We start from the raw sequence: 24,554 nt of genomic DNA, 5'->3' as shown, positions 1-24,554 counted from the left end.
TCATACCTTGGGGACCGGCCGACTATAAGCCCGCAAACGTAGAGATGCTCTGAACGAGTTTACGCAGCCGTCACCGCCCCTGTCTGTTCGCAGACCACAGGGGCATCGGCGAAGGCAGACTGGCCGTCTGTCGAGCCGGTGCACCGAAGGTATGTGAACAGACAGGGGCGGCCCGAAGGGTGATGACCAGAAAGCCCGCAGAGTGCGCCGCGCGGCTTGGCAAGACGGCCAGTCTTCCCTGCGCCACGCAACACACTCTGCGGGCTTTCTGGTCATCATGCCGGCTGCGTAAATTCGTTCAGAGCATCTCTAACCTTGCGGCAATGTAAAATGCCGGGTTCTGATCCCCCGCGGAAATTGCCCGATGTCCACCCACGCCCTCACCGCCCTGTCGCCGCTGGACGGCCGATACGCCAGCAAGACCGAAGCGCTGCGCCCCATCTTTAGCGAGTTCGGCCTGATGCATCGCCGTGTGCACGTGGAGATCGAATGGTTGCTGGCGATGGCAGCCGAACCTGGCATCGGCGAGTTGCCGGCATTTACCGCTGCGCAGATCGCCAAGCTGAAGGCGATCGCTGCAGATTTCAGTGTCGAGGACGGTGTCCGCATCAAGGCCATCGAAGCCACCACCAATCACGATGTGAAAGCGGTGGAGTACTTCATCAAGGAGCGCATCGGTAACGATGCGTCGCTGGCTCAGGCCAAGGAATTCGTACACTTCGCTTGCACCAGCGAAGACATCAACAACCTTTCCTACGCACTGATGCTGCGCGACGCCCGCACGCACGTGTTGCTGCCCTGGTTCGACAAAATCATCGCCAAGCTGCGCGATATCTCGCATACCAACGCCGATCTGCCGATGCTGTCGCGCACGCACGGCCAGACCGCCTCGCCCACCACGCTGGGCAAGGAACTGGCCAATGTCGTGGCGCGACTGGAGCGCCAGCGCAAGCAACTCGCGGCGGTCGAGGTTCCCGGCAAGATCAATGGTGCCGTCGGCAATTACAACGCGCACGCCATTGCCTATCCGGAGATCGACTGGCAAGCCTTCTCGCAGCGCTTCGTCACCGGTCTCGGGCTGGACTACAACCCTTACACCACGCAGATCGAGCCGCACGACGGCGTGGCGGAATACTGCGATGCGGTGCGCCGCGCCAATACGATCATGATCGACCTGGCACGCGACGTCTGGGGTTATATCTCGGTCGGCTATTTCAAGCAGGCGCTGAAAGCGGGCGAAGTGGGCTCATCGACCATGCCGCACAAGGTCAATCCGATCGACTTCGAAAATGCGGAGGGCAACTTCGGCCTGGCCAACGCCCTGCTCGGCCATTTTGCGGAAAAGCTGCCGATCAGCCGCTGGCAGCGTGACCTTACCGATTCCACCGTGCTGCGCGCACTCGGTACCGCGTTCGGCCATACACTGGTCGCACTGGAGTCGTTGCAGAAGGGTCTGGGCAAACTCAACGTCAACGCCGACCGCCTCGCGGCCGACCTCGATGCCAGCTGGGAAGTGCTCGCCGAAGCGGTGCAGACGGTGATGCGCCGTTATGGCCTACCCGAACCCTACGAGCAACTGAAAGCCTTGACCCGCGGCCAGGGCATAACCCGCGAATCCATGCGTCAGTTCATCGGAAGCCTGGCCTTGCCGGAGGACGCCAAGCAGCGCTTGCTCGATCTGACTCCCGGCACCTACACCGGCCTCGCCGGCAACCTGGCAAAGAGGATCTGATCCGTCGGACCGGACAAGACATCGTGGCTTTTGTCATGATGGCCGCTGCCCGGTTTGAACGAGCGTCATGGCGCCTCTTTCCGAATTCCTGATTTTCACCGGCATCGGTGCACTCGCCCAACTGGTCGACGGCGCATTGGGCATGGCGTATGGCGTTACCTCGGCGGGCATGCTGCTGGGCATGGGCATGCCTCCGGCGCTAGCCAGCGCCAGCGTGCACTATGCGGAGACGTTTACGTGCGGCGCGTCCGGGCTCAGTCATTGGTGGGCGGGCAACGTGCAGCGCCGGCTATTTCTGGCGCTCGCCATTCCCGGTGTCGTTGGAGCCGTGATCGGCGCCACGCTGCTGGCGCATCTACCCCCAGCATGGATACGGTATTTCCTCACGCCGTATCTGCTTTTGATGGGCCTGTTTCTGCTATTTCGCACCACCGGCCGCACCGAGCGGCGCAAAGATGTGCCGCGCGGCACGGGCGTACTTGGTTTCATTGCGGGATTGCTCGACGCTGCCGGCGGCGGCGGATGGAGTGCGTTGACGGTGACCACGATGGTGGCGCGCGGACAGGAGCCACGCATGGTGATCGGCAGCGTGCATCTGGCCAAATGCATCGTGAGCCTCGCCGCTAGCATCACCTTTTTGCTCAGCATCGGCGAAAGCCGCCTGCACGTCGTGCTGGGGCTGATTCTGGGCGGCGTGATTGCCGCACCGTTCGGCGCATGGCTGGTGCGCCGTTTGCCGGCACGCGTCACCACGCTGCTGGCCGGCCTGACCGTGCTGACTTTGGGGCTGTACAACTTCTACCGGATAGTGCGCTGACTATTCAGCACCGCGCCGGGTAAATGTCTGCTACCGCGACAGCTCGCAAATCCAGTTCACTTCCCAGTTTCTGCCACCATCCGGCGAGAACGACTGCTCCATCCGCGCCGCATGCGGTGAAATGTTGAGCCACATCCAGCGCACCAGTACCACGCGACCTTTCCAGGTGACACGGTTGTAGAACTCGCCGCGATTGCCGTGAAATTCACCGACGACGGGCGCTGCGGGATCCAGTTCGCCGTTGTCCAGGTCTAGCCCGTAGATGATCCACTGGTGCGTTTGCGGGTTGTACATGCGCAAAGTCTGCGCCTTGATATGCAGCTTCTTGTCGGGGCTGCTGACCTCGAACTGCTCGAAGTTGGCGTTGGTGTCGAGTAGCTTGTGGTGGTTGGAAATGCCGTAATACTCATCCCACGCGGTCGAGCCGTCGAGGCGATCCGGCAAGCGGCGGACGTGCGCCTTCCAGTCGCCGATGAGGAAATCGAAATCATGCGAGCCGTCGCGCTGCGGCACGGCGAATACCGCCGTCGGGTTTGGCGGACCTTCCGCCACAGCCGGAACGGCAACTGCTATTACCCATGCCAACGCTGACATCGACAACACTAGAAACTTGGGTACTGCCAGCCTGACCGTAGCCATGCTCTCCTCCCGTTGGTCTGGCGCGATGCCAGAAGGGCGCATCGCAGGACCATCCAGCGCAGCCTGAAACCGGGTTATTGCGCCGGAGGCTACGCTTATCGGCAGGTGGATTCCATACAATGCCGCCCATGACACTTTCACGAACCTCCCGCAAGCCGCTACCCATCGAAGTGCGCGGCACCCCCAGGCTGCCGCTCGGCATGAGCGCAGCGCAATTCCTACGCGATTACTGGCAAAAGCGGCCGTTACTGATACGCGATGCGTTTCCCGCGTTCCAGTCGCCGATCGAGCCGGAGGATCTCGCAGGACTCGCCTGCGAGGAAGGCGCGCTGTCGCGCCTGATCCAACACGATGAAGATCGCCAACGTTGGCGCGTAAAAACAGGTCCAATGAGCGAGGGCGATTTCGCCAAGACGGGTAACGCGAACTGGACGTTGCTGGTGCAGGATGTCGATAAATGGGATATGGACGTCGCGGCCCTGCTCGACCACTTCAGTTTCCTGCCTAGCTGGCGCGTGGACGATGTGATGATCTCCTACGCCGAGCCTGGCGGCGGCGTCGGCGCACACGTCGATCAATACGATGTATTCCTGCTGCAAGGCCTAGGTCAGCGTCACTGGGGCATCAGCACCGATCCGCATGCGCCCAAGGATTTCCGCAGTGATGTGGAACTGAAACAGCTGCAGCACTTCGAACCCACGCACGAATGGCTGCTGGATGCCGGCGACATGTTGTATCTGCCGCCCGGCATACCGCATGACGGTGTTGCCTTCGGTGGACCATGCATGACGTTTTCAGTGGGCATGCGTGCGCCGTCTCAGGCCGAGTTGGTCGGGGATCTCGCCGATTACCTCGCCGAGCGTCTGCCCGAAGAGCTGCGCTATGCCGATCCGGACCTTGCGCCCGCCAAACGTGCCGGCGAAATCGACAAAGCTTCGCTGAAACGTATCCGCACAGCCCTGCCGTTCGCCGCGCCTCTGGACGACGCAACGCTGCTCGACTGGTTCGGTCGCTTCATTACCCGCTACCGCAGCGCGCAGGCGCCGCTTCCACCGGCCAAACCTTTGAGCGAGGCGGCGCTGTTGAAGCAGCTGACGGGCGGCACGTCGCTGCTGCGTCATCCGTGGTCGCGTATGGCCTGGACCCAGAACGGCTCGCGCTGCACGCTGTATGCCAACGGCCACGCCTATCCGGCCTCCGTCCGCTTGGCGACACAACTGTGCACGCAACGTACGCTCTCACCGCCGCATGAACTTTCTACCGCCGAACATGGGTTGTTGTTGGCGCTGGTCAACGACGGCCATCTGGTTCCACGCCGACTGCGAGGACGCAACGCTTGAGCACCCTGCCGCCCACACCCGACACCGACGTTCGCGCCGTCGAAGGCCGCGAGGAACTCGCCACAGCGCGACTGCAATTGCTGACCGCCGCCCGTTACAAGCTCGCTATCCATCTGCCCGTTCTGCCGCCCGATGCCTATAGCAGTTCCTTGGAACTCGCCGAGCTGCGTCGTATCGCAACATCCGGACGCGGCGCCGAGATCCGCATCCTATTAAACGACCCGGCAGCCGCCCTGCGCGCGGGACACCGCCTGATCGACCTCGCCCAACGCCTGCCCAGCGTGTTGCAGATCCGCGTGCCTGCAGACGAGCAAAGCGAGGGCCCGAGCGCCAGCGGCTGGCTGCTCAACGACACTTACGGCTATCTGTTCCTCCCCGATGCAGACCGCCTTGAGGGACGAACCGCCCTGCACGACGGCCCCGGACAGGCACCCCTCCTGCTGCAATTCGAACAAATCTGGGAGCGCGCGGCACCAGCCACCCAGCTGCAGCCGCTGGATATGTAGACCGCTGGCTGAACAGGGATGGGGCCGCATTCGAGCACCCATCCCTCTACCGAAGTCCCGACATCGACGTAAAAGCTTGTACGCGCTGTTGTTCGCTCTCTGACCGCCGGAGCGGACTACCTCAATCGGCGTCTCCCATCGGCTTGCCGCGTCGCAGCAGCCGCAGGCTATAATTAACAGGATTTTTCGCCAGCGAACCGCCATGATCAGACGGCTCGCTGCAAGGCCTCCCTTCCCTGCCGGTGGTGACGTGAGCACAAACCTGATCCGCGAGTTTTTCGAGTCTTCGCAGCTCGCAGGCGGCAACGCCGATTACATTGAATCGTTGTATGACACTTGGCTGGCCGACCCCGCGTCGGTGCCCGCCGAATGGAACACTTATTTCAAGACTTTCAAGGGCCGCGAGTCGGGGGATGTCTCCCACACCGCGGCCATTGCACGCATCGAGGCGGCGCAAAAACAGCGCCTCAACGGCGCGGTGGCAGCGCCCGTCAGCGATGAGCACGCGCGCAAGCAGGCAGGCGTATTGCGCCTGCTGACGGCCTACCGCTCGCGCGGCCATCTCGCCGCCGACCTCGATCCGCTGGGCCTGGCCCACAAGATGGACGCGCCGGACCTCGGTCTTGCCTTCCACGGCCTGTCTGACGCTGACCTCGATACCGAATTCGACTGCGGCAACTTTGCCGGCGGCGGCCAGCGCATGAAACTGCGCGAGTTGCTTGCTCGCCTGAAGCGCGTCTACACCAACACGGTCGGCGCGGAGTTCATGTACATCTCCGACCACGCCCAGCGAAACTGGATCTACTCGCACCTGGAGCAGGCCAACGGCAACGCCGGCCTGGACAAGACAGGCAAGCAGCGCGTGCTGGACGGCCTCACTGCGGCCGACGGTCTCGAACGCTATCTGCACACCAAGTACGTGGGCCAGAAGCGCTTCTCGCTGGAAGGTGGCGACAGCCTGATTCCGATGATGGACGATATCGTCCGCGCCGCGGGCGACAACGGCATCAAGGATCTGGTCATCGGCATGGCCCATCGTGGCCGTCTGAACATGCTGGTGAACATTCTCGGCAAACCGCCGAAGACGCTGTTCAACGAGTTCGAAGGCAAGTTCGAACACGCTGAAGACGATCCGGCCCACTCCGGCGACGTGAAGTACCACATGGGCTTCTCCGCCGACGTGCGCACGCCCAAGGGCGGCGTGCACGTGGCGCTGGCGTTCAATCCATCGCACCTGGAAATCGTCAACCCGGTGGTGGCCGGCTCGGTGCATGCGCGCCAGGTCCGCCGTCGCGACACCGAGCACACGCAGTCGCTCGCCGTGCTGATCCACGGCGACGCCGCGTTGGCCGGCCAGGGTGTGAACATGGAATTGTTCAACATGTCGCAGGCCCGCGGTTTCAAGATCGGCGGCACACTGCACATCGTGGTGAACAACCAGGTGGGCTTTACCACCTCCAATCCGCAGGATGCCCGCTCCACGCTGTATTGCACCGACCTGGCCAAGATGGTCAACGCGCCGGTGTTCCACGTGAACGGCGACGATCCGGAAGCAGTGATCCAGGTCACCCGTCTCGCTTACGAATTCCGCAAGCAGTTCCGCAGGGACGTGGTGATCGATCTGGTGTGCTACCGCCGCCACGGCCATAACGAAGCCGACGAACCGTCCGCCACGCAGCCGGTGATGTACCAGATCATCCGCAAGCGCCCTCCCGCGCGCGAGCTGTACTCGCAGCAGTTGGTGAAGGAAGGTCTGCTGGCCGAGGGCGATGCGCAGAAGCAGTTCGATGCTTACCGCGATCGCCTCGAAGCAGGCGCCGCGATGACCGATCTGCATCCTTCGCTAACCAAGGACGTGGAAGTGGACTGGAGCCAGTTCATCGGCGGCAAGCTGTCCACCCCGGTCAACACTACGGTTCCGAAAAAGAAGCTGGTCGAGCTGGCCAACAAGATTCTCGATCTGCCACAAGATTTAGTGCTGCAGTCGCGCGTGGCCAAGATCTACGACGACCGCCGCAAGATGGCCAGTGGCGAACAGCCAGGCGATTGGGGTTTTGCAGAAAACCTCGCCTACGCCACGCTGATCGACCAAGGTCACAACCTGCGCATGGTCGGCCAGGACTCGGGCCGCGGCACGTTCTTCCATCGCCACGCCGTGCTGCACGATCAGAAAGACGGCCACACCTTCATGCCGCTGGCGACGCTGCGCGCCGATGCCAATGTCGAAGTGATCGACTCGCTGCTCAGCGAAGAAGCCGTGATGGCGTTCGAATATGGTCACGCGACCACCGATCCCTACACGCTCAACATCTGGGAAGGGCAGTTCGGCGACTTCGCCAACGGCGCGCAGGTGGTGATCGACCAGTTCATCAGCTCCGGCGAAGCGAAGTGGGATCGTTTGTGCGGTCTCGCACTGTTCTTGCCGCACGGCTACGAAGGCCAGGGTCCAGAGCATTCCTCTGCACGCCTGGAGCGCTTCCTGCAGATGTGCGCACTGGAAAACATGCAAGTCTGCGTGCCCACCACGCCGGCGCAGGATTTCCACATGATCCGCCGTCAGATGCTGCGCCCGGTGCGCAAGCCGCTGATCGTGATGACGCCCAAATCGCTGCTGCGCCACAAACTGGCCGTGTCGACGCTGGACGAGCTGGCTAACGGCAGCTTCCAACTGGTGATCGGCGAACACCGCGATCTGCCGGCGAAGAAGGTCAAGCGCGTGGTGCTGTGCTCGGGCAAGGTCTACTACGACCTGCTTGAAGAAGCCGATAAGCGCGGACTCACCGATGTAGCGATCGTGCGTGTCGAACAGCTGTATCCGTTCCCGCGCCCCGAAGTCGTGGCCGAACTGGAAAAGTACCCTTCCGTGAAGGAAGTGATTTGGTGCCAGGAAGAACCGATGAACCAGGGAGCCTGGTTCCAGATTCGTCACCACCTGCAGGCGTGCGTGGGTAGCAAGCAAAGCCTCTCCTACGCGGGTCGTGCACGTTCGCCGGCACCGGCGGCTGGTCACCTCAACGATCACATCGCCGAACAAGCGGCGCTGGTCGAGCAGGCGCTGGTTGCTCCGATCGGCGACGATCACTCTGCTGAATAACATCCAGGAATCTCGCGCTCACGGATGAGCGACCAACCCCAGGATCATCTATGTCCACCGAAGTCAAAGTCCCCGTTCTGCCCGAGTCTGTCTCCGACGCCACCATTGCGACCTGGCACAAGAAAGCCGGCGACGCGATCAAGCGCGACGAGAACCTGGTCGATCTGGAAACCGACAAGGTCGTGCTGGAAGTGCCCGCACCGGTCGACGGCGTGATCAAGGAGCTGAAGTTTCAGACCGGCGACACCGTGAACAGCCAGCAGGTGATTGCAATCATCGAAGAAGGTGCCGTCGCCGCTGCCGCAACCCCTGCTCCCGCTCCGGCCGCAGCAGCACCTGCACCGGCCGCTGCCGCTGCAGCGCCGAAAGCTGCAGCGAAGGGTGCAGAAGATCTCTCCCCGGCCGGCCTGCGCGTCGCCACCGAGCAAAGCATCGATCCGTCCAAGGTCGCCGGTACCGGCCGCGATGGCCGCGTGACCAAGGAAGACCTGGTCAACTACGGCAAGGGTGGCAGCGTCGCCGCTGCACCAGCCGTCGCACCGACGCCCGGCTCCCGCCCGGAAGAACGCGTGCCGATGACGCGCATCCGCGCGCGCATCGCCGAACGCTTGATGCAGTCGAAGAACTCCATCGCGATGCTCACCTCGTTCAACGAAGTGAACCTCGCCGAAGTAACCAAGATGCGCAAGACGCTGGGCGAGCAGTTCGAGAAGTCGAACGGCGTGAAGCTCGGCTTCATGAGCTTCTTCGTCAAAGCTGCCGCCGAAGCGCTCAAGCGCCACCCGGTGGTCAATGCCTCGGTCGATGGCAACGACATCATTTATCACGGCTATCAGGACATCTCCATCGCCGTGTCCACCGACAAGGGCCTGGTGACGCCGGTGCTGCGCGACGTGCAGAACATGAGCTTCGCCGATATCGAAAAAGGCATCGGCAACTACGCCAAGAAAGCGCGCGAAGGCAAGCTCGGCCTGGATGACTTGCAGGGCGGCACCTTCACCATCACCAATGGCGGCACGTTCGGCTCGCTGCTATCCACGCCGATCGTCAACCCGCCGCAGAGCGCGATCCTTGGCATGCACACGATCAAAGAGCGCGCCATCGTCGAGAACGGTCAAGTGATCGCTGCACCGATGATGTATCTGGCGCTGAGCTACGACCACCGCATCATCGACGGTAAGGATGCCGTGCTGTTCCTGGTCGATATCAAGAACCAGCTGGAAAATCCGCAGCGCATGCTTCTTGGTCTCTGATCGCCGCCCCGGCGATCAGAAAATAAGTACGAAGCTCTGGCGGCGATTCTCGATAGTGAATATCAGAATCGCCGCAGTCCTCCCCCGCTTCACTATGGCGCGCACCACAAACGCGTCACGCAGCTAGGAAAAATCATGAGCGACAAATTCGACGTCATCGTCATCGGCGCCGGCCCTGCCGGATACGTGGCCGCGATCCGCGCCGCACAGCTCGGTCTAAAGACCGCTTGCGTCGACGCCTTCGTCGGCAAAGACGGCAAGCAGGCGCTTGGTGGCACCTGCCTCAACGTCGGCTGCATTCCGTCCAAGGCATTGCTCGATTCGTCCAAGCAGTTCTTCAACCTCTCGCACAACCTGCCGGCGCACGGCATCAGCGTCGAGAACGCGAAGGTCGATATGGGCACCTTCATCGGCCGCAAGGACAAGATCGTCAAGCAGTTCACCGGCGGTATCGGCCAGCTGTTCAAAGCCAACAAAGTCACCGCGTTCTTCGGCAAGGGCAAGCTGCTGAAGGATAACAACGTCGAGATCACCGGTAACGACGGCAGCAAGCAAACGATCAGCGCTACCAACGTGATCCTCGCTTCCGGTTCGGTGCCGATCGAATTGCCGTTCGCCAAATTCGACGGCAAGAACATCATCGACAACGCCGGCGCGCTCGATATCAACGAAGTGCCGAAGCGCTTGGGCGTGATCGGCGCCGGCGTGATCGGCTTGGAGCTGGGCAGCGTGTGGAACCGCCTGGGTTCGCAAGTGACGATCCTGGAAGCGCTGCCGGATTTCCTCTCGGTGGCCGACGCCGACGTGGCGAAGATCGCTGCCAAGGAATTCGCCAAGCAGGGCCTCACCATCAAGCTCGGCGCCAAGCTGACCAAGGCCGAAGTCAAAAAGAATGAAGTCGCGCTTACCTACGAAGACAAGGACGGCGCACACGAACTCACCGTCGACAAATTACTTGTCGCTGTAGGCCGCCGTGCCTATACCGACGGCTTGCTGGCTGGCGACACTGGCGTGAAGGTGGACGAGCGCGGCCGCATCGTGGTCGACGAACACAACCACACCGGCGTCGACGGCGTGTGGGCCATCGGTGATGCCGTGCGCGGCCCGATGCTGGCGCACAAAGGCTCCGAAGAAGGCGTCGCTGTCGCCGAATGGATCGCTGGCAAGGCCGGTCACGTGAATCTCGACACGGTGCCGTGGGTGATCTACACCGAACCGGAAATCGCCTGGGCCGGCAAGACCGAGAAAGAACTGAAAGACGCTGGCATCCCGTACAAGATCGGTACTTTCCCGTTCGCCGCGATCGGTCGTGCGGTCGCGATGAACGAAGCGATCGGCCAGGTGAAGGTGATCGCCCATGCCGAAACCGATCGCTTGCTTGGTGTACACATGGTCGGCCCCGGCGTATCGGAGCTGATCGCCGAAGCCGTGGTGGCGATGGAGTTCAAGGGCTCCGCCGAAGATCTGGCGCGCATCGTCCACGCGCATCCGACCTTGTCGGAAGCCGTGCACGAAGCCGCGCTTTCGGTCGACAAGCGCGCGATTCACAAGGGCAATTAAGACAAATGTCCGCGTGATCGACGGCCCGCTCGTGGCAACATGGGCGGGCCGTTGTGTTTTCGATGTTTGCGAAACATGGCTGCATAGCACCGAAAATCTCCAACCTCATCCGTTAGGTGCAAGTCGAAGTCACCCGTCTAATCGAGCCCGTTGATATGTCCATGCCTACTTCCCTCTGCGTCTACTGCGGCTCCAGCTCCGGCAAGCATCCCGAATATGTCGAGCAGGCCCGCGCATTCGGTGAGGAAATGGCGCGCCGTGGCATCACGCTGATCTATGGCGGCGGCAAAGTGGGCTTGATGGGCGCAGTGGCCGATGCGCTGCTGGCCGCTGGTGGCAAAGTCGTTGGAGTGATCCCGCGCCAGTTGGTCGAACGCGAGGTCGCCCATCCTGGGCTTACCGAGATGCACGTGGTCGAGACCATGCATCAGCGCAAAACGCGTATGTACGAATTGTCGGATGCCTTCGTCGCCCTTCCCGGCGGCTTTGGCACCATGGATGAGATGTTCGAGATGTTGACCTGGGCCCAATTGGGCTTACATAGATATCCATGTGCTTTTCTCGACGTCCGCGGCTACTACGCGCAATTGCACGCCATGATGGACCATATGGTGCAGGAAGGTTTTGTACGCACGGAACACCGCGAAAGCATATGGTTCGGCGACAGCATGACCCAGTTATTCGATTGGATGGCGCACTATCAAGTCGGCCATACGCCCAAATGGATCGATAGCAGCAGTGTGAAAGCCTAAGTCGCCGTTTTACGATGCTGTAAGGAAATCCATCATGACCACGCACACCGACTTTCGCGCCTTCCGTATCCATAACGACGCAGCGGGTTATCGCGGCGGCATCGAGACCATGAACACTGCGGCGCTAAGCGCGGGCGAAGTCCTGGTGAAAGTGGCCTATTCCTCGGTGAACTACAAAGATGCGCTGGCCGGAACGGGCAAGGGCAAAATTCTTCGCCAGTACCCGCTCAACGGCGGCGTCGATGCCTCGGGTGTCGTAGTGGCTTCCACCGATCCTAAGTTCAAGGAAGGCGACCCTGTGCTGTGTACCGGCAGCGGCCTTTCCGAGACGCGCGACGGTGGATATGGCGAGTACATCCGACTGCCTTCGACATGGACAATCCCGTTACCGACGGGACTGAGCCTGCGCGAAAGCATGATTCTGGGTACGGCCGGCTTTACCGCTGCGCTGGCCTTGCTGCGCATGCAGGACAATCGCCAAACGCCAGCGCTCGGCCCGATTGCCGTGACGGGCGCTAGCGGCGGTGTGGGCATGCTGGCCATCGATATTTTCAGCCGTGCCGGCTATGCCGTGCACGCCATCAGCGGCAAGGCCGATCATTTCGATGTCCTGCGCAATCTGGGCGCAGTCGAGTGCATCGACCGACATCAGCTAGTTTTCAGCGGCAAGCCGATGGATTCGGCCCGTTTTGGCGGTGCACTCGATAATGTCGGCGGCGCCATGCTCGCAGGGCTACTGCCACTGATCGAGCCTTACGGCAACGTGGCCATCTGCGGCAACGCCGGCGGTATCGCCTTCGAGAGCACCGTGATGCCGTTCATCATCCGCGGCGCCAGCCTGCTGGGTATCGCTTCAGCCGGTACCGCACGCGATCTGCGCGATCAGGTGTGGCAACATCTGGCTAGCGACTGGAAGCCTGCCCATCTCGACCGGATTGCTACCCGAGAAGTTACCCTGGAGCAGCTTCCGGAGGTGTTCGGGCGTATGCTGGCAGGCGACTCGTTCGGCCGCACTGTTGTGCGTGTCGGCAAGGTTTGACACGTTTGCGCTTGGAAGAGCTGCAGCGGCGACTTAGAATTGACGAAACAACAAGGGGACTCCCACCTTATGGCACGTATTCTTATTGTCGACGATTCTCCGTCGCAACTTCTTGGCATCAAGCGCATCGTCGAGAAGCTCGGCCATGAGACGCTGACCGCTGAAGACGGTGCCGCCGGTGTCGAGGTGGCAAAGCAGGAAAAACCCGATTTGATCCTGATGGACGTGGTGATGCCCAACCTCAATGGTTTCCAGGCTACGCGCACCATCAGCAAGAACCCGGACACGGCGCATATCCCGATCGTGCTGGTGACGACCAAGGATCAGGAAACCGACAAGGTGTGGGGCATGCGTCAGGGCGCCAAGGCGTACGTGACCAAACCGATCAAGGAAGAAGAACTGGTCGCCACGTTGAAAGAACTGTTGCCGGCCTGAGTCCAGATAAATCGACGTACAACAAACGGCGCCTTACGGCGCCGTTTGCACGTCCGACTTCCACAAACCGTCTTCAGCGCCGCGGATCGTAATGCGCAAACTGCTCCCGCAACGCCTCATACGCCTCACGCTGCGATTCGCTCTCGACCGTCGGTACCCTGATCGACACTTCCACCAGCTGGTCACCCGGCGGATGTCCCGGCAATCCGCGCCCTTTCAAACGCAGCTTGCGTCCGGATTGCGTACCGGCTGGAATGCGCAGGTCCACCGTGCCTGCCAGCGTAGGCACAGGCACCGCGGCACCCAGTGCCGCTTCCCAGGGGCTGACTGGCAGCACGTGTAGCACATTACGGCCATCCAGCTTGAAGCGCGCATCATCACGAATGCCCACCTCAAGCAAGAGATCGCCATTCGGACCGCCCGCCATGCCAGGCTGCCCCTGCCCACTTAGACGGATGACTTTTCCCGGCTGAATGCCGGCAGGAATCTTTACCTCGAGCACGCGCTCGCTACCGCTGCCATCGTCCAGACTGAGGCGCGTCCGGCCGCCATCGAAGGCGGTTTGCAGGTCGATCTGCACATGGGCCTGCACATCGCGGCCGCGATGTGCACGTGGGGCCTGGCGAGCACCGCCCGCGGTGCGGCCGAACAGACTTTCGAAGAAGTCGCTGAAATCGCCCTCGCCCGCATCCCCAAAATCGAAGCCCTGTCCCTGCCCCCAATTGGGTGGAGGACGGAATTGCTCGCCCGGACGATATCCACCGGCCTTCAGCTGATCATAGGCGCGGCGCTTCTCAGCGTCGCGAAGCACTTCGTTGGCTTCGTTGATCGCTTTGAATTTTTCCTCGGCGCCCGCTTCTTTGTTCTTGTCCGGATGGTATTTGCGCGCCAGCTTGCGATAGGCCGCCTTGATGTCGGCCTCGCTAGCATCGGGCTTCACACCCAGGGTGTCGTAATAGTCTTTGAATTCCACTGTGACTCCCCATAAGCCGGCCCGTTATCTTGAGCCGGCCCCGATTCAAATCAAATACGTCCACATACGCACAGCCCACCACGGATCATCGTCCGTGGCAGGCTGCCTCCGCAACATCAAGCGAGATGCGGTTTTATTGTGCGGTGTTGATGGTGATACGGCGCGGCGCTATTTCCGCCTTCTTCGGTATGACGATTTCCAGCACGCCGTGCTTGCCATGAGCACTGACGTTATCGGCGTCGGCGCTGTCAGGCAAGGTAAAGCGGCGATGGAAGCTGCCATGCGAGCGCTCAACACGCGTGAATCGGCTGTTCTGCTCGCTCTTTTCGATCGTGCGCTCGCCTTTGATGGTAAGCGTGCCCTTTTCCATGCTTATGTCGATGGCGGCCGGATCGACACCCGGGACGTCGACGAAAATCACAAAACGCTGGTCTTCTTCCCTGATGTCCACGCGTGGCGCCCACTGGCTGGTCACCCCATGGGAAGTATCGTTTTCATCGTGTTGCAAAAAACGATCGAACACCTGGCGGATGTCCGACGGGAAAGCGCTGGGTGTGCCCCAGATTACGTTGCGGCTCAGTGTCATGGTTCTTACCTCGAAAAAGTTGCGGCGCGCTCACCGCTTGGGAACTAGATAGTTCCGGCGCCGACAGTTTCAAGGCGCGACAAACCGCCTTGCCGGGCAGTAGCATGCCCGCCGTTGCCATGCCTTCAGCGAGTTGCACATGACCATCCAGATCGGACAGACCCTGCCGGACGTCGAGGTAGCCGTCGTCGACGGTGAATCCGACGTACAACGGGTTGCCACCTCAGCGCTCTTTGCTAGCCAGAAGGCGGTGTTATTCGCTGTGCCGGGGGCCTTCACGCCAACCTGCTCGGAGCGTCATCTACCGGGTTACGTTAACCACTATGCGGAATTCAAAGCCCGTGGCGTGAGCGTCTACGGCATGGCTGTCAACGATGCTTTCGTGATGAAAGCCTGGGCCGCGTCGCAGCGTGTACCGGCGGGACTGAAGCTGTTGGCCGATGGCAATGGCTCATTCGCTAAAGCGCTGGGATTGGAGATGGACGGCAGCGCCTACGGCTTGGGCATGCGTTCGCGGCGCTTCGCGCTGTATGCAGAAAACGGCATCGTGAAACAGCTTTATGTCGAAAGCCCGGGCGAGTTACGCGTGACAACGGCCGAGGCCATGCTGGCGGCGATACCGCACTGAGGCCTGTAAATAGCGAGATAGTCATCCGTGCTTTAGCAGCAAAGGACGCCAAAGTGGTCAGCGCCACTTACACAAATAGCTGCCCCGCATGATGCGCAAAAAGCAAAGCCCCGGACTCACCGGGGCTTTGCAGTAGTAGGTCATGCAGCTTATTCGGCGTTCGTCGGCGTATCCGCCGGATCACCTGATTCCGGCGGGAGACCATTACCTGCGTCGGTCTCGTCACCGTTACTTTCATCGGCGTCCAGCCGCACCACGCTGACCAGCGACTCCTCGGCAGGCAGACGGATAAGCGTCACACCCTGCGTGTTGCGACCGAGCTGCGACACTTCCGTAACGCGAGTACGCACCAAGGTGCCTTGATTCGAGATGAGCATCAGCTCGTGTGCACCGGTGACCTGTGCCGCCGCCACCAGGGAACCGTTGCGTTCGGAACACTGGATGCCGATCACGCCCTGCGTGCCACGCCCTTTCTTTGGGAACTCTTCAAGCTGGGTGCGCTTGCCGTAGCCGCGCTCAGTGGCAGTGAGGATGTCGCCTTCCGCGGCAACGATCAGCGAAACCACTTTCGCATTGTCGGTCAGCTTCATACCGCGCACGCCGGTGGCGGTGCGACCCATGGAGCGCACCTCGCCTTCGTCGAAACGCACGACCTTGCCGTTCGATGCGAACAGCAGCACGTCGCTGTTGCCGTCGGTAAGTTCGACGCCGATCAGCGCATCGCCTTCATCGAGATTGATCGCGATCTTGCCTTTCTGCAGCTGATAGGCAAATTCCGTGAGCGGCGTCTTTTTGACCGTGCCGTCCGCGGTAGCGAAGAACACATAACGATCCTCGCTGTATTCATGCACCGGCAATACCGCCTGCACTTTTTCGCCTTCACCCAGCGGCAACAGGTTCACCATCGGCTTGCCGCGCGCATTCGGGCCTGCATCGGGCATCTGATAGACCTTGAGCCAGTAGACGCGGCCGGTGCTGGTGAAGGTGAGCAGCGTGTCGTGGGTGTTCACCACCCACAGCTGTTCGACAAAGTCCTCGTCCTTCAGTGCCGAAGCCATGCGTCCCTTGCCGCCGCGACGCTGCGCGCGATAGGTGTTGGCCGGCTGACGCTTTACGTAGCCAGAATGCGAAAGCGTGACGACCACATCTTCCGGCGCAATAAGGTCGAGCACGTTGAGATCTTCTTGCGAACGCTGTATCTCGGTGCGGCGCTCGTCGCCGAATTCGGTTTTGATGGCTTCCAGCTCATCGCGGATAACCGAGAGCAAGCGCGCAGGATCTTCCAGGATCTCGATCAGCCCGCGGATGGTTTCCAGAATCTGGCGGTATTCATCGGAAAGCTTTTCCTGCTCCAGGCCGGTGAGGCGGTGCAAGCGCATCGCCAGGATTTCCTGCGCCTGGGTGTCGGACAGCTGATACCCATCGGCCTTTAGACCGTCGCGCGGGTCCATGTCTTCCGGGCGCGAAGACTCCGCACCCGCAGCGGCAAGCAGCGCACCCACCATGCCCGGCTGCCATTTGCGTGCAAGCATGCGTTCGCGTGCTTCCTGCGGCGAATTGGAGGTCTTGATCAGCTCGATCATCTCGTCGATGTTGGCGAGCGCAACCGTAAGGCCTTCCAAAATATGAGCACGTGCGCGAGCCTTGCGCAGTTCGAAGATCGTGCGACGCGTAACCACTTCGCGGCGATGACGAATGAAGGCTTCGAGGATTTCCTTGAGATTCAGCGTGCGCGGCTGACCGTCGAGCAACGCCACCATGTTGATGCCGAACGTGACCTGCAGCTGCGTCTGCTGGAACAGGTTGTTCAACACCACATCGGCCATCGCATCGCGGCGGATCTCGATGACGATGCGCATGCCGTCCTTGTCGGACTCGTCGCGCAGTTCGGAGATGCCCTCGAGGCGCTTTTCCTTCACCAACTCGGCGATCTTTTCAATCAGCCGTGCCTTGTTTACCTGGTATGGCAGTTCATGAACGAGGATCGTCTCGCGACCGTTGGATTCGGTCTCGATCTCGGTACGCGCACGTACCAGAATGCGGCCACGGCCCGTGCGATACGCTTCGACAATGCCTGCTGCGCCGTTGATGATGCCCGCAGTCGGAAAATCCGGGCCGGGTATGTACTGCATCAGATCGTCGACGCTGAGCGACGGATCATCGATCAGCCCGATCGTGGCGGAAATCACTTCGGTGAGATTGTGCGGCGGTACGTTGGTGGCCATGCCCACTGCGATACCCGCCGAACCATTCACCAGCAGGTTCGGCACGCGCGTGGGCAGTACCAACGGCTCATGCTCGCTTTCGTCGTAGTTGGGCCCGAAGTCGACGGTTTCCTTGTCGATGTCGGCGAGCAGCTCGTGCGTAAGGCGCGCCATGCGCACTTCGGTGTAACGCATCGCGGCGGGGTTGTCGCCGTCGACCGAGCCGAAGTTACCCTGACCATCGACCAGCATGTAGCGCAGCGAAAACGGCTGCGCCATGCGCACGATGGCGTCGTAGACGGACGCATCGCCGTGCGGATGGTATTTACCGATCACGTCACCGACGACGCGAGCGGATTTCTTGTAAGGCTTGTTATAGACATTGCCCAGTTCGTTCATCGCGAACAACACACGGCGATGCACAGGCTTGAGACCGTCGCGAACATCCGGGAGGGCGCGTCCCACGATCACGCTCATGGCGTAATCGAGGTAGCTCTGGCGCATTTCGTCTTCGATATTGACGCGGATGATTTCTTTGGCGAGCTCTGCCATCAATCGGCTTCCCTGGTAACAAATAAGGGCCTCGCGACCAGCGCGTTATGCGCGTGTCTGTGGAGGCCAGGCGGTAGCTTGGAAGTGTAACACAACAGGGCTTGAAAATGGCTTATTTTAGCCTTTTCAATCAATGAGTTACGAGCGTGTTTTGGCGCGCCGGAAAAGCAGTGTCCGGGCACTCACAAAATTGACCAGCGCGGCGAAAACCGAACCTACCGCAACGGCCAAGGCTGGCCACCGGTGCCAGCTCGGAAACTCGAGCAGACAGAGCACATAAACGGCGTAATTGACCGCCGCACCGCCGCTCATCAACGCCATCCAGTGCAGCCATTCGCTCGGCAATGAGCGACCGCTTTGACGAGCTGCGAAGGTGTGGCTGCGGTTCCACCACCATGTGGCGGTAGCCGCCAGCAGGAAAGAAATCACTCTACCGATGTATGGATCGGTGTGAGCAAAGCTGACCAGCAATTGCACAACACCCGCATCGACGACCAGACCTATCAAGCCGCCGATCGCGAACAGCATGAACTCGTGGCGCAACCTCATCCGGCGAACACGGCTCGCATGCGTTCCGTGCTGGGTTGTTCGATCACGCCACGTTCGGTGACGATGGCGTCGATCAATGCCGCTGGCGTGACGTCGAAAACCGGATTCCAGGCTTGCGCACCTTCGACGACCGTGCGGCGGCCGGCCACGCTAAGCAGCTCTGCCGCATCGCGCAGCTCGATTTCGATATCGTCGCCGGAAACTGTAGCCATATCGACCGTGGACGACGGCGCTACGACCATGAATTTCACGCCGTGATGGCGTGCTGCAATGGCCAACTGGTAAGTACCAATCTTATTGGCGGTATCGCCGTTTGCGGCAATGCGATCCGCACCGACAATCACCCATTTCACCGCGCCCGACTTCATCAGGTGCGATGCGGCGGAATCCGCGATGAGTTTCGCGGGAATGCCGTCGCGCACCAGCTCCCACATGGTTAGCCGCGCACCCTGCTGCCACGGTCGTGTTTCACCCGCGTACACATGCGCGATACGGCCAGCCGCGACACCGGCGCGAATCACACCCAATGCCGTGCCATAGCCGGACGTCGCCAGCGAACCGGTGTTGCAATGAGTCATCACACCGGAACCCGGTGCGATCAGGGCCGCTCCGAGTTCGCCCATATGGCGATTGGCGGCGAGGTCTTCGTCTTGAATGGCCTGCGCCTCGCGTTCCAACGCTGCCGCATCCGCACCGGCGGTGATGCGCGTCTTCATGCGGTCGAGTGCCCACATCAGGTTCACTGCGGTCGGTCGCGCCGCGCGCAACTGTGCAAGCGCCTGATCGAGTGCAGCACCCTGCTGCGCAGCGAGCACCACACCCCATGCCGCAGCAATGCCGATGGCTGGCGCACCGCGTACCGCCAGATCCTTGATGGCCTGCGTGACGGCAGTCGCGTCGTGACAATCGAGCCAGCGTTCCTCGGCCGGTAGCAGACGCTGATCCAGCAGTCGAAGGTGATCGCCATGCCATTGCACGGCGCGGATGGTGTCGTGGGTTTGGGGAGAATGCGTCGAGGTCATTCCCCTAGTTTAGAGGGCAGCGTGACGCCGGGCGAGAGGGAGGTTTGGGTCAGCTCCGCTCGCGCAACCACTGATGGATCGCGGGAGCCACCTCACGCTGCGCACGGCCGGACACGTAAATACCGATGTGGCCGCCCTTGAAGGCCAGCTCCGTATAATCTTTGGTGCCCACATGACGACCTAGCGGCCGCGAAGCATCCGGCGGCACCAGGTGATCCTGGTTGGCATAGATGTTGAGGACGGGCTGGGTGATCATGCCAAGGTCGACCGGCTGCTTGCCGATCTGCAGATCGCCCTTGATCAGCTTGTTCTGCTGGTAGAAATCCTTGATGAACTGGCGGAATGCTTCACCCGCCTGGTCGGGCGAATCGAAGATCCATCGTTCCATGCGCAGGAAGTTCTTCAGCTCCGCCGGATTGTCGAGAATATCGACCATGCTGACGTACTTCTGCTGATTCAGGCGTAGTGGCTTGAGCATGAGGTACACCCAGTTCATCAACTCCGCGGGCACATTGCCCAGCGTGTCGACGAACAGATCCACGTTCAAGCTTTGCACCCACTGCGAGAGCATGTTGTCCGGCGTGCGGAAATCTACTGGCGTCACCATGGTGACTAGGTTCTTGACCTTCTCCGGATGCATCGCGGTGTAGCACAACGAGAACGTACCGCCCTGGCAGATGCCGAGCAGGTTGATCGCATCCAGGCCGTGACGCTTGCACAGCACATCGACGCAACGATCAAGGTATCCGTTGAGGTAATCGTCCAGCGTCAGCCAGCGATCGGCGCCATCGGGATAACCCCAATCAATCAGATAAACATCTTCGCCCTGTGCCAGCAGATTACGCACCAGGGAGCGGTCGTCTTGCAGGTCGGTCATCCACACCGTGTTGACCAGCGCATACACAATCAGCGTGGGCACCTTGGCCGTAGGCTTTGTGTTGCCCTTCATGTGCCAGACGGTGAGTTTGTCCTCGCGATAGATCGCTTCACGCGGCGTGTTGGCGTATTCCTGCTCGCCCAGTCCACGCAGGTTTTGCATGCCGGCGGCGAGCTTGCGCTGAAACGCGGCGATTTCATTGAAGGCTTGCTGGGGGTCGATGTGCAACGGGGTTTGCATGGCCGATCCTTACTTGCGCTTGGCCGAGGCAGAGCGCGTCGCTTTCGCGCGCTGCGTAGATGCCGCTGATGGCTTGTCGTTATCGTCGGACTTGCGGGTGATCGGCCTGACCGTCGCCGAGGTTTTCGTAGCCGATTTGCTCGCGGCTAGCTCGCGTTTGAGCGATGCAATCTCGGCCTGCAAAGCGTCGACGACGGAAGTGTCCGCCTGCGCAGGTTCCTGCCGACGTTCCTGCATCTCGCGCCGCATCTGCTGCAGACGCTGGCCCAGGCTATCCACTTCGCTGCGCGTGGGAATGCCCAATTCGCGGCACATTTGCTCGGTTTGCTGTTGCTGCAATTTGCGCACGTGCATCTGCGCATTGACCATGGCGCCGAACACCTCGCGGTATTCGTCGGTAAGTGCCATTTGCGAGTAGGCCTCTTCCATGGCATCGACCCACAAGTCGTAGAGCGATTTGAGTGAGTCGATCTGTTTGCCCGGTTCGGTGCGCTGCCCCAGCATTTCCTGCAGACGCGCGATGCCCTTCGTATTCACTTGCTGCAGCAGCGCCTGATAGCGCGCGCTGATCTGCGCATATTCGTTCATGGCCGCAGCTAGCGCCTGCTGGTCCAACTGCATTTCGCGCGTGATACCGAAAGCAGCTACGGGGCTGGGACCAGGCATCCCTCCCATCCCGGCACGCTGCATCGCCTGCAGCCAGGATTGCCATTGATGGTCGAGCCCGAATGCCGAGGCGCTATCGATACCTGCCACAGTCTGCGCGAAGGGTTGGCTGAACGCCGCCAGGAAGGGCTGCATGGCGGACGGCTGCTGCCAGTTGCCCATGCCCATCCCCATGTTGCCCATGGGGCCAGCACCCGCGCCAGCGGCTTGCTGCAGCCAGGTCCCATAGGCCTGGAGGCTGGCAAGACTGCGGGTCAGTAGATCATCGGTTGGCGCGGCGGGCGGGATGGCGCCGAAGGAAGCGGAAGCCCCTGGCTGCTGTTGCAGATATCGCATCCAGGTATCCCAGGATTGCTGCGCAAAAGCCTGGTAGTCCTTAAGAAACTCGTTCGCCTGGTCGGGCATGCCTGCATTCCTCGAACTGAACCGATATCGTAGCAAATACCAGCTTGCAGAAATGAAAACGCCCGGCTACAGGAGCCGGGCGTTTTCGACGATCAGTGCGTCAGAAAAAACTCAGACGCTGGCGCCTTCGTCCTCGGTAACGGCCTTCATGGACAAGCGGATACGGCCCTGCTTGTCCACTTCCAGCACTTTGACCTTGACGATATCGCCTTCCTTGAGCTTGTCGGAGACCTTCTCCACGCGCTCGTTGGAGATCTGCGAGACGTGGACGAGACCGTCCTTGCCCGGCAGGATCGTAACGAACGCGCCGAAATCCATCAGCTTGGCGACCTTGCCCTCGTAGATGCGGCCCGGTTCGACGTCGGAAACGATCTGCTCGATGCGCGCCTTGGCAGCGTTGGCGGCCTCGCGGTTGACCGAAGCGATCACGACCGTGCCATCGTCGGTGATGTCGATGGTGGTGCCGGTTTCTTCGGTGATCGAGCGGATGGTGGCGCCACCTTTGCCGATGACCTCGCGGATCTTGTCCGGATGGATCTTGATGGTAAGCAGGCGCGGAGCGTACTCACTCATTTCAGAACGCGGCGTATTCAGCACCTTGGCCATTTCGCCCAGGATGTGCAGACGACCACGCTTGGCCTGCTCCAACGCCACCTTCATGATCTCTTCGGTGATGCCGTCGATCTTGATGTCCATCTGCAACGCGGACACGCCATTGGCGCTACCGGCTACCTTGAAGTCCATGTCGCCGAGGTGATCTTCGTCGCCCAGGATGTCGGACAGCACTACGAAGTCGCTGCCTTCCTTCACCAGGCCCATGGCGATACCGGCCACCGGAGCCTTCAGCGGCACGCCGGCGTCCATCATGGCCAGCGAGGAACCGCACACCGATGCCATCGACGAAGAGCCGTTCGACTCCGTGATCTCGGAGACCACGCGCAGCACGTACGGGAATTCTTCGATACTCGGCTTGACGGCCTGCACGCCGCGCTTGGCGAGGCGGCCATGACCGATCTCGCGGCGCTTGGGAGCACCGAAGCGACCGGCCTCACCCACCGAGAACGGCGGGAAGTTGTAGTGGAACAGGAATGGATCCTTCGACTCGCCTTCCGGCGCATCGATGATCTGCGCATCACGCGTGGTGCCCAGCGTAGCAACGACCAGCGCCTGTGTTTCGCCGCGGGTGAACAGCGCCGAACCGTGGGTACGCGGCAACACGCCGACGCGCACGGTGATCGGACGCACGTCGTCCAGCTTGCGGCCGTCGATGCGGATCTTCGACTTCAGCACGCTGTCGCGCATGGTGCGGTATTCGAGTTCAGCGAATTCTTTCGCGAGCTCGGCCGACACCCAACCATTCTGCTCGGCCTGACCCTTGAGCGATTCCAGTACATCTGACTTGATCGCGGCGATGGCATCGCGGCGCTGCAGCTTGTCGCGCACCTGGAAAGCTTCTTCGAGCTTGTTGCCGACTTCCCCCTTGAGGGCGGCAATCAACGACTCGTTACGGGCCGGCGGCTGCCAGTCCCATGACGGCTTAGCGGCTTCAGTGGCCAGCTCGGCAATCGCATGGATCACGGTCTGCAACTGCTGGTGGCCGAACATCACGGCGCCCAGCATCACTTCTTCGCTAAGTAGCTTGGCTTCAGATTCCACCATCAACACGGCGTTGGTGGTGCCGGCTACAACCAGGTCGAGATCCGAAGTCTTCAGTTCGGTAACGGTCGGGTTAAGCAAGTACTTACCGTTGGCGTAACCGACACGTGCGGCACCGATCGGGCCCTTGAACGGGATACCGGCCAACGACAGTGCGGCGGAAGCACCGATCATGGCAAGGATGTCGCCGTCGATCTCGGGGTTCAACGAAACGACTTGCGCGATGACCTGCACTTCGTTCTTGAACTCTTCCGGGAACAGCGGGCGAACCGGGCGATCGATCAGGCGCGACGTGAGCGTTTCCTTCTCGGTCGGACGTCCTTCACGCTTGAAGAAACCACCCGGAATACGGCCGGCGGAATAGAACTTCTCGACGTAGTCGACGGTGAGCGGAAAGAAATCCTGCCCCTCTTTCGCCTTGGAAGCGGCCACCGCGGTGACGAGCACCACCGTGCCGCCCATGCTGACCATGACTGCACCGGATGCCTGCCGGGCGATTTCGCCCGTCTCCAGTGTGACTTCGTGATTACCGTACTGGAATGACTTGGTTACTTTCGCCACTGGGTTTGTCCTGATTTGAATAGTGCGGCCAGGGATGGCCGCTTTTTGACTTTCGCGGTCACGGATGAGCAGCAATTACCTGCGCAAGCCGAGGCGCTCAATCAGGCTCTGATAACGGCCCAGATCGCGATCCTTCAAGTAGCCGAGCAGGCGCTTGCGCTGGTTGACCAGCTTGAGCAAACCACGGCGGGAATGATGGTCTTGCTTGTGCGCCTTGAAATGATCGGTGAGGTGATCGATGCGGGCGGAAAGCAGGGCAACCTGCACTTCCGGCGAGCCGGTATCGTTCGGCACGCGGCCGAAGTCAGCAATGATCTTGCCGGTCTGTTCTGCGTTGAGAGACATGGGTAACTTTTCCTTAAAAGCGGGTGCGGAACTTGCGCAACGTCACCGCCCGGTGACGTTGCGCAAGCTCCGACTGGTTAGTGAAAGCTCTGAATCAAGTGGGTTATTGTACCGAGCCGGACC

Annotated in this window: 21 protein-coding genes; 11 read left to right on the top strand and 10 right to left on the bottom strand. The window is 61.0% G+C overall.

Annotated elements, in window-relative coordinates:
- Nucleotides 1–364: 364 nt before the first annotated feature.
- A complete protein-coding gene (gene purB / locus QQL64_RS03090) occupies nucleotides 365–1,732 on the top strand; it encodes an adenylosuccinate lyase (RefSeq protein WP_284395846.1) in 1,368 nt (455 codons plus the stop codon).
- Between the two features lie 67 nt (nucleotides 1,733–1,799).
- Nucleotides 1,800–2,549 (top strand): sulfite exporter TauE/SafE family protein, encoded by a 750-nt coding sequence (locus tag QQL64_RS03085; protein WP_284395845.1) that lies wholly within the window; start codon nucleotides 1,800–1,802, stop codon nucleotides 2,547–2,549.
- Nucleotides 2,550–2,579: 30 nt separating this feature from the next.
- On the opposite strand, the gene QQL64_RS03080 is transcribed toward QQL64_RS03085, so the two are convergent.
- A complete protein-coding gene (locus QQL64_RS03080) occupies nucleotides 2,580–3,188 on the bottom strand; it encodes a hypothetical protein (protein WP_284395843.1) in 609 nt (202 codons plus the stop codon).
- A 128-nt stretch (nucleotides 3,189–3,316) separates the two neighbouring features.
- Here QQL64_RS03080 and QQL64_RS03075 point away from each other — a divergent pair, with 128 nt between their 5' ends.
- The 8 genes from QQL64_RS03075 to pilH all read left to right on the top strand — a co-directional run bounded on the left by QQL64_RS03075 (nucleotide 3,317) and on the right by pilH (nucleotide 13,167).
- Nucleotides 3,317–4,528, top strand: a complete 1,212-nt coding sequence (locus QQL64_RS03075; protein ID WP_284395841.1) for a JmjC domain-containing protein — start codon at nucleotides 3,317–3,319, stop codon at nucleotides 4,526–4,528.
- Nucleotides 4,525–5,034 carry a DUF7931 domain-containing protein gene (locus QQL64_RS03070; protein WP_284395839.1) on the top strand — a complete coding sequence of 170 codons (510 nt, stop codon included), beginning with the start codon at nucleotides 4,525–4,527 and terminating at the stop codon, nucleotides 5,032–5,034. The genes QQL64_RS03075 and QQL64_RS03070 overlap by 4 nt, the downstream gene beginning before the upstream one ends.
- Before the next feature lie 250 nt (nucleotides 5,035–5,284).
- Nucleotides 5,285–8,128, top strand: coding sequence for a 2-oxoglutarate dehydrogenase E1 component (locus QQL64_RS03065; RefSeq protein WP_284395836.1), 2,844 nt, complete (start codon nucleotides 5,285–5,287; stop codon nucleotides 8,126–8,128).
- A gap of 50 nt (nucleotides 8,129–8,178) precedes the next feature.
- Nucleotides 8,179–9,381, top strand: coding sequence for a dihydrolipoyllysine-residue succinyltransferase (gene sucB, locus QQL64_RS03060; protein ID WP_284395834.1), 1,203 nt, complete (start codon nucleotides 8,179–8,181; stop codon nucleotides 9,379–9,381).
- Nucleotides 9,382–9,516: 135 nt separating this feature from the next.
- On the top strand, nucleotides 9,517–10,941 hold the full coding sequence (lpdA, locus tag QQL64_RS03055) for a dihydrolipoyl dehydrogenase (protein WP_284395831.1): 1,425 nt from the start codon (nucleotides 9,517–9,519) through the stop codon (nucleotides 10,939–10,941).
- Nucleotides 10,942–11,096: 155 nt separating this feature from the next.
- Nucleotides 11,097–11,693 carry an LOG family protein gene (locus QQL64_RS03050; protein ID WP_284395829.1) on the top strand — a complete coding sequence of 199 codons (597 nt, stop codon included), beginning with the start codon at nucleotides 11,097–11,099 and terminating at the stop codon, nucleotides 11,691–11,693.
- A gap of 34 nt (nucleotides 11,694–11,727) precedes the next feature.
- A complete protein-coding gene (locus QQL64_RS03045) occupies nucleotides 11,728–12,732 on the top strand; it encodes a YhdH/YhfP family quinone oxidoreductase (protein ID WP_284395827.1) in 1,005 nt (334 codons plus the stop codon).
- Between the two features lie 69 nt (nucleotides 12,733–12,801).
- On the top strand, nucleotides 12,802–13,167 hold the full coding sequence (gene pilH / locus QQL64_RS03040) for a twitching motility response regulator PilH (protein ID WP_284395826.1): 366 nt from the start codon (nucleotides 12,802–12,804) through the stop codon (nucleotides 13,165–13,167).
- A 73-nt stretch (nucleotides 13,168–13,240) separates the two neighbouring features.
- On the opposite strand, the gene QQL64_RS03035 is transcribed toward pilH, so the two are convergent.
- Nucleotides 13,241–14,140: a DnaJ C-terminal domain-containing protein gene (locus tag QQL64_RS03035; protein WP_284395824.1), complete on the bottom strand. Its 900-nt coding sequence runs from the start codon at nucleotides 14,138–14,140 to the stop codon at nucleotides 13,241–13,243.
- Nucleotides 14,141–14,273: 133 nt separating this feature from the next.
- A complete protein-coding gene (locus QQL64_RS03030; protein WP_284395821.1) occupies nucleotides 14,274–14,726 on the bottom strand; it encodes an Hsp20/alpha crystallin family protein in 453 nt (150 codons plus the stop codon).
- Nucleotides 14,727–14,865: 139 nt separating this feature from the next.
- Between QQL64_RS03030 and QQL64_RS03025 the strand changes: the two genes are divergently transcribed.
- Nucleotides 14,866–15,354, top strand: a complete 489-nt coding sequence (locus QQL64_RS03025) for a peroxiredoxin (protein WP_284395819.1) — start codon at nucleotides 14,866–14,868, stop codon at nucleotides 15,352–15,354.
- Between the two features lie 149 nt (nucleotides 15,355–15,503).
- Here QQL64_RS03025 and gyrA read toward each other — a convergent pair whose 3' ends face one another.
- From gyrA to rpsO, 7 genes are all read right to left on the bottom strand, one after another.
- Complete coding sequence (gene gyrA / locus QQL64_RS03020; protein WP_284395817.1) at nucleotides 15,504–18,110, bottom strand: DNA gyrase subunit A; 2,607 nt, start codon at nucleotides 18,108–18,110, stop codon at nucleotides 15,504–15,506.
- 138 nt (nucleotides 18,111–18,248) lie between these two features.
- The gene (locus tag QQL64_RS03015; protein WP_284395815.1) at nucleotides 18,249–18,659 is read right to left on the bottom strand and encodes a GtrA family protein; all 411 of its coding nucleotides are present in this window, start codon (nucleotides 18,657–18,659) and stop codon (nucleotides 18,249–18,251) included.
- The gene (mtnA, locus tag QQL64_RS03010; RefSeq protein ID WP_284395813.1) at nucleotides 18,656–19,681 is read right to left on the bottom strand and encodes an S-methyl-5-thioribose-1-phosphate isomerase; all 1,026 of its coding nucleotides are present in this window, start codon (nucleotides 19,679–19,681) and stop codon (nucleotides 18,656–18,658) included. The genes QQL64_RS03015 and mtnA overlap by 4 nt, the downstream gene beginning before the upstream one ends.
- Before the next feature lie 49 nt (nucleotides 19,682–19,730).
- A complete protein-coding gene (locus QQL64_RS03005) occupies nucleotides 19,731–20,798 on the bottom strand; it encodes a class III poly(R)-hydroxyalkanoic acid synthase subunit PhaC (protein WP_284395811.1) in 1,068 nt (355 codons plus the stop codon).
- Between the two features lie 9 nt (nucleotides 20,799–20,807).
- Complete coding sequence (locus QQL64_RS03000) at nucleotides 20,808–21,869, bottom strand: poly(R)-hydroxyalkanoic acid synthase subunit PhaE (protein WP_284395810.1); 1,062 nt, start codon at nucleotides 21,867–21,869, stop codon at nucleotides 20,808–20,810.
- Between the two features lie 111 nt (nucleotides 21,870–21,980).
- Nucleotides 21,981–24,086, bottom strand: a complete 2,106-nt coding sequence (gene pnp / locus QQL64_RS02995; RefSeq protein WP_284395808.1) for a polyribonucleotide nucleotidyltransferase — start codon at nucleotides 24,084–24,086, stop codon at nucleotides 21,981–21,983.
- 75 nt (nucleotides 24,087–24,161) lie between these two features.
- On the bottom strand, nucleotides 24,162–24,431 hold the full coding sequence (gene rpsO / locus QQL64_RS02990; protein ID WP_284395806.1) for a 30S ribosomal protein S15: 270 nt from the start codon (nucleotides 24,429–24,431) through the stop codon (nucleotides 24,162–24,164).
- Between the last annotated feature and the right edge of the window lie 123 nt (nucleotides 24,432–24,554).

The organism is Dyella lipolytica (genome assembly GCF_030160075.1).
Lineage (GTDB): Bacteria > Pseudomonadota > Gammaproteobacteria > Xanthomonadales > Rhodanobacteraceae > Dyella_B > Dyella_B lipolytica.
This window is presented reverse-complemented; position numbering and strand designations above follow the sequence as displayed.

What these genes read in the sequence shown, in the direction of transcription:
- purB (WP_284395846.1), top strand. Translation starts at nt 365, where the DNA reads ATGTCCACCCACGCCCTCACCGCCCTGTCGCCGCTGGACGGCCGATAC.
- QQL64_RS03085 (WP_284395845.1), top strand. Translation starts at nt 1,800, where the DNA reads ATGGCGCCTCTTTCCGAATTCCTGATTTTCACCGGCATCGGTGCACTC.
- QQL64_RS03080 (WP_284395843.1), bottom strand. Translation starts at nt 3,188, where the DNA reads ATGGCTACGGTCAGGCTGGCAGTACCCAAGTTTCTAGTGTTGTCGATG.
- QQL64_RS03075 (WP_284395841.1), top strand. Translation starts at nt 3,317, where the DNA reads ATGACACTTTCACGAACCTCCCGCAAGCCGCTACCCATCGAAGTGCGC.
- sucB (WP_284395834.1), top strand. Translation starts at nt 8,179, where the DNA reads ATGTCCACCGAAGTCAAAGTCCCCGTTCTGCCCGAGTCTGTCTCCGAC.
- lpdA (WP_284395831.1), top strand. Translation starts at nt 9,517, where the DNA reads ATGAGCGACAAATTCGACGTCATCGTCATCGGCGCCGGCCCTGCCGGA.
- QQL64_RS03050 (WP_284395829.1), top strand. Translation starts at nt 11,097, where the DNA reads ATGTCCATGCCTACTTCCCTCTGCGTCTACTGCGGCTCCAGCTCCGGC.
- QQL64_RS03045 (WP_284395827.1), top strand. Translation starts at nt 11,728, where the DNA reads ATGACCACGCACACCGACTTTCGCGCCTTCCGTATCCATAACGACGCA.
- pilH (WP_284395826.1), top strand. Translation starts at nt 12,802, where the DNA reads ATGGCACGTATTCTTATTGTCGACGATTCTCCGTCGCAACTTCTTGGC.
- QQL64_RS03030 (WP_284395821.1), bottom strand. Translation starts at nt 14,726, where the DNA reads ATGACACTGAGCCGCAACGTAATCTGGGGCACACCCAGCGCTTTCCCG.
- QQL64_RS03025 (WP_284395819.1), top strand. Translation starts at nt 14,866, where the DNA reads ATGACCATCCAGATCGGACAGACCCTGCCGGACGTCGAGGTAGCCGTC.
- gyrA (WP_284395817.1), bottom strand. Translation starts at nt 18,110, where the DNA reads ATGGCAGAGCTCGCCAAAGAAATCATCCGCGTCAATATCGAAGACGAA.
- QQL64_RS03015 (WP_284395815.1), bottom strand. Translation starts at nt 18,659, where the DNA reads ATGAGGTTGCGCCACGAGTTCATGCTGTTCGCGATCGGCGGCTTGATA.
- mtnA (WP_284395813.1), bottom strand. Translation starts at nt 19,681, where the DNA reads ATGACCTCGACGCATTCTCCCCAAACCCACGACACCATCCGCGCCGTG.
- QQL64_RS03005 (WP_284395811.1), bottom strand. Translation starts at nt 20,798, where the DNA reads ATGCAAACCCCGTTGCACATCGACCCCCAGCAAGCCTTCAATGAAATC.
- QQL64_RS03000 (WP_284395810.1), bottom strand. Translation starts at nt 21,869, where the DNA reads ATGCCCGACCAGGCGAACGAGTTTCTTAAGGACTACCAGGCTTTTGCG.
- rpsO (WP_284395806.1), bottom strand. Translation starts at nt 24,431, where the DNA reads ATGTCTCTCAACGCAGAACAGACCGGCAAGATCATTGCTGACTTCGGC.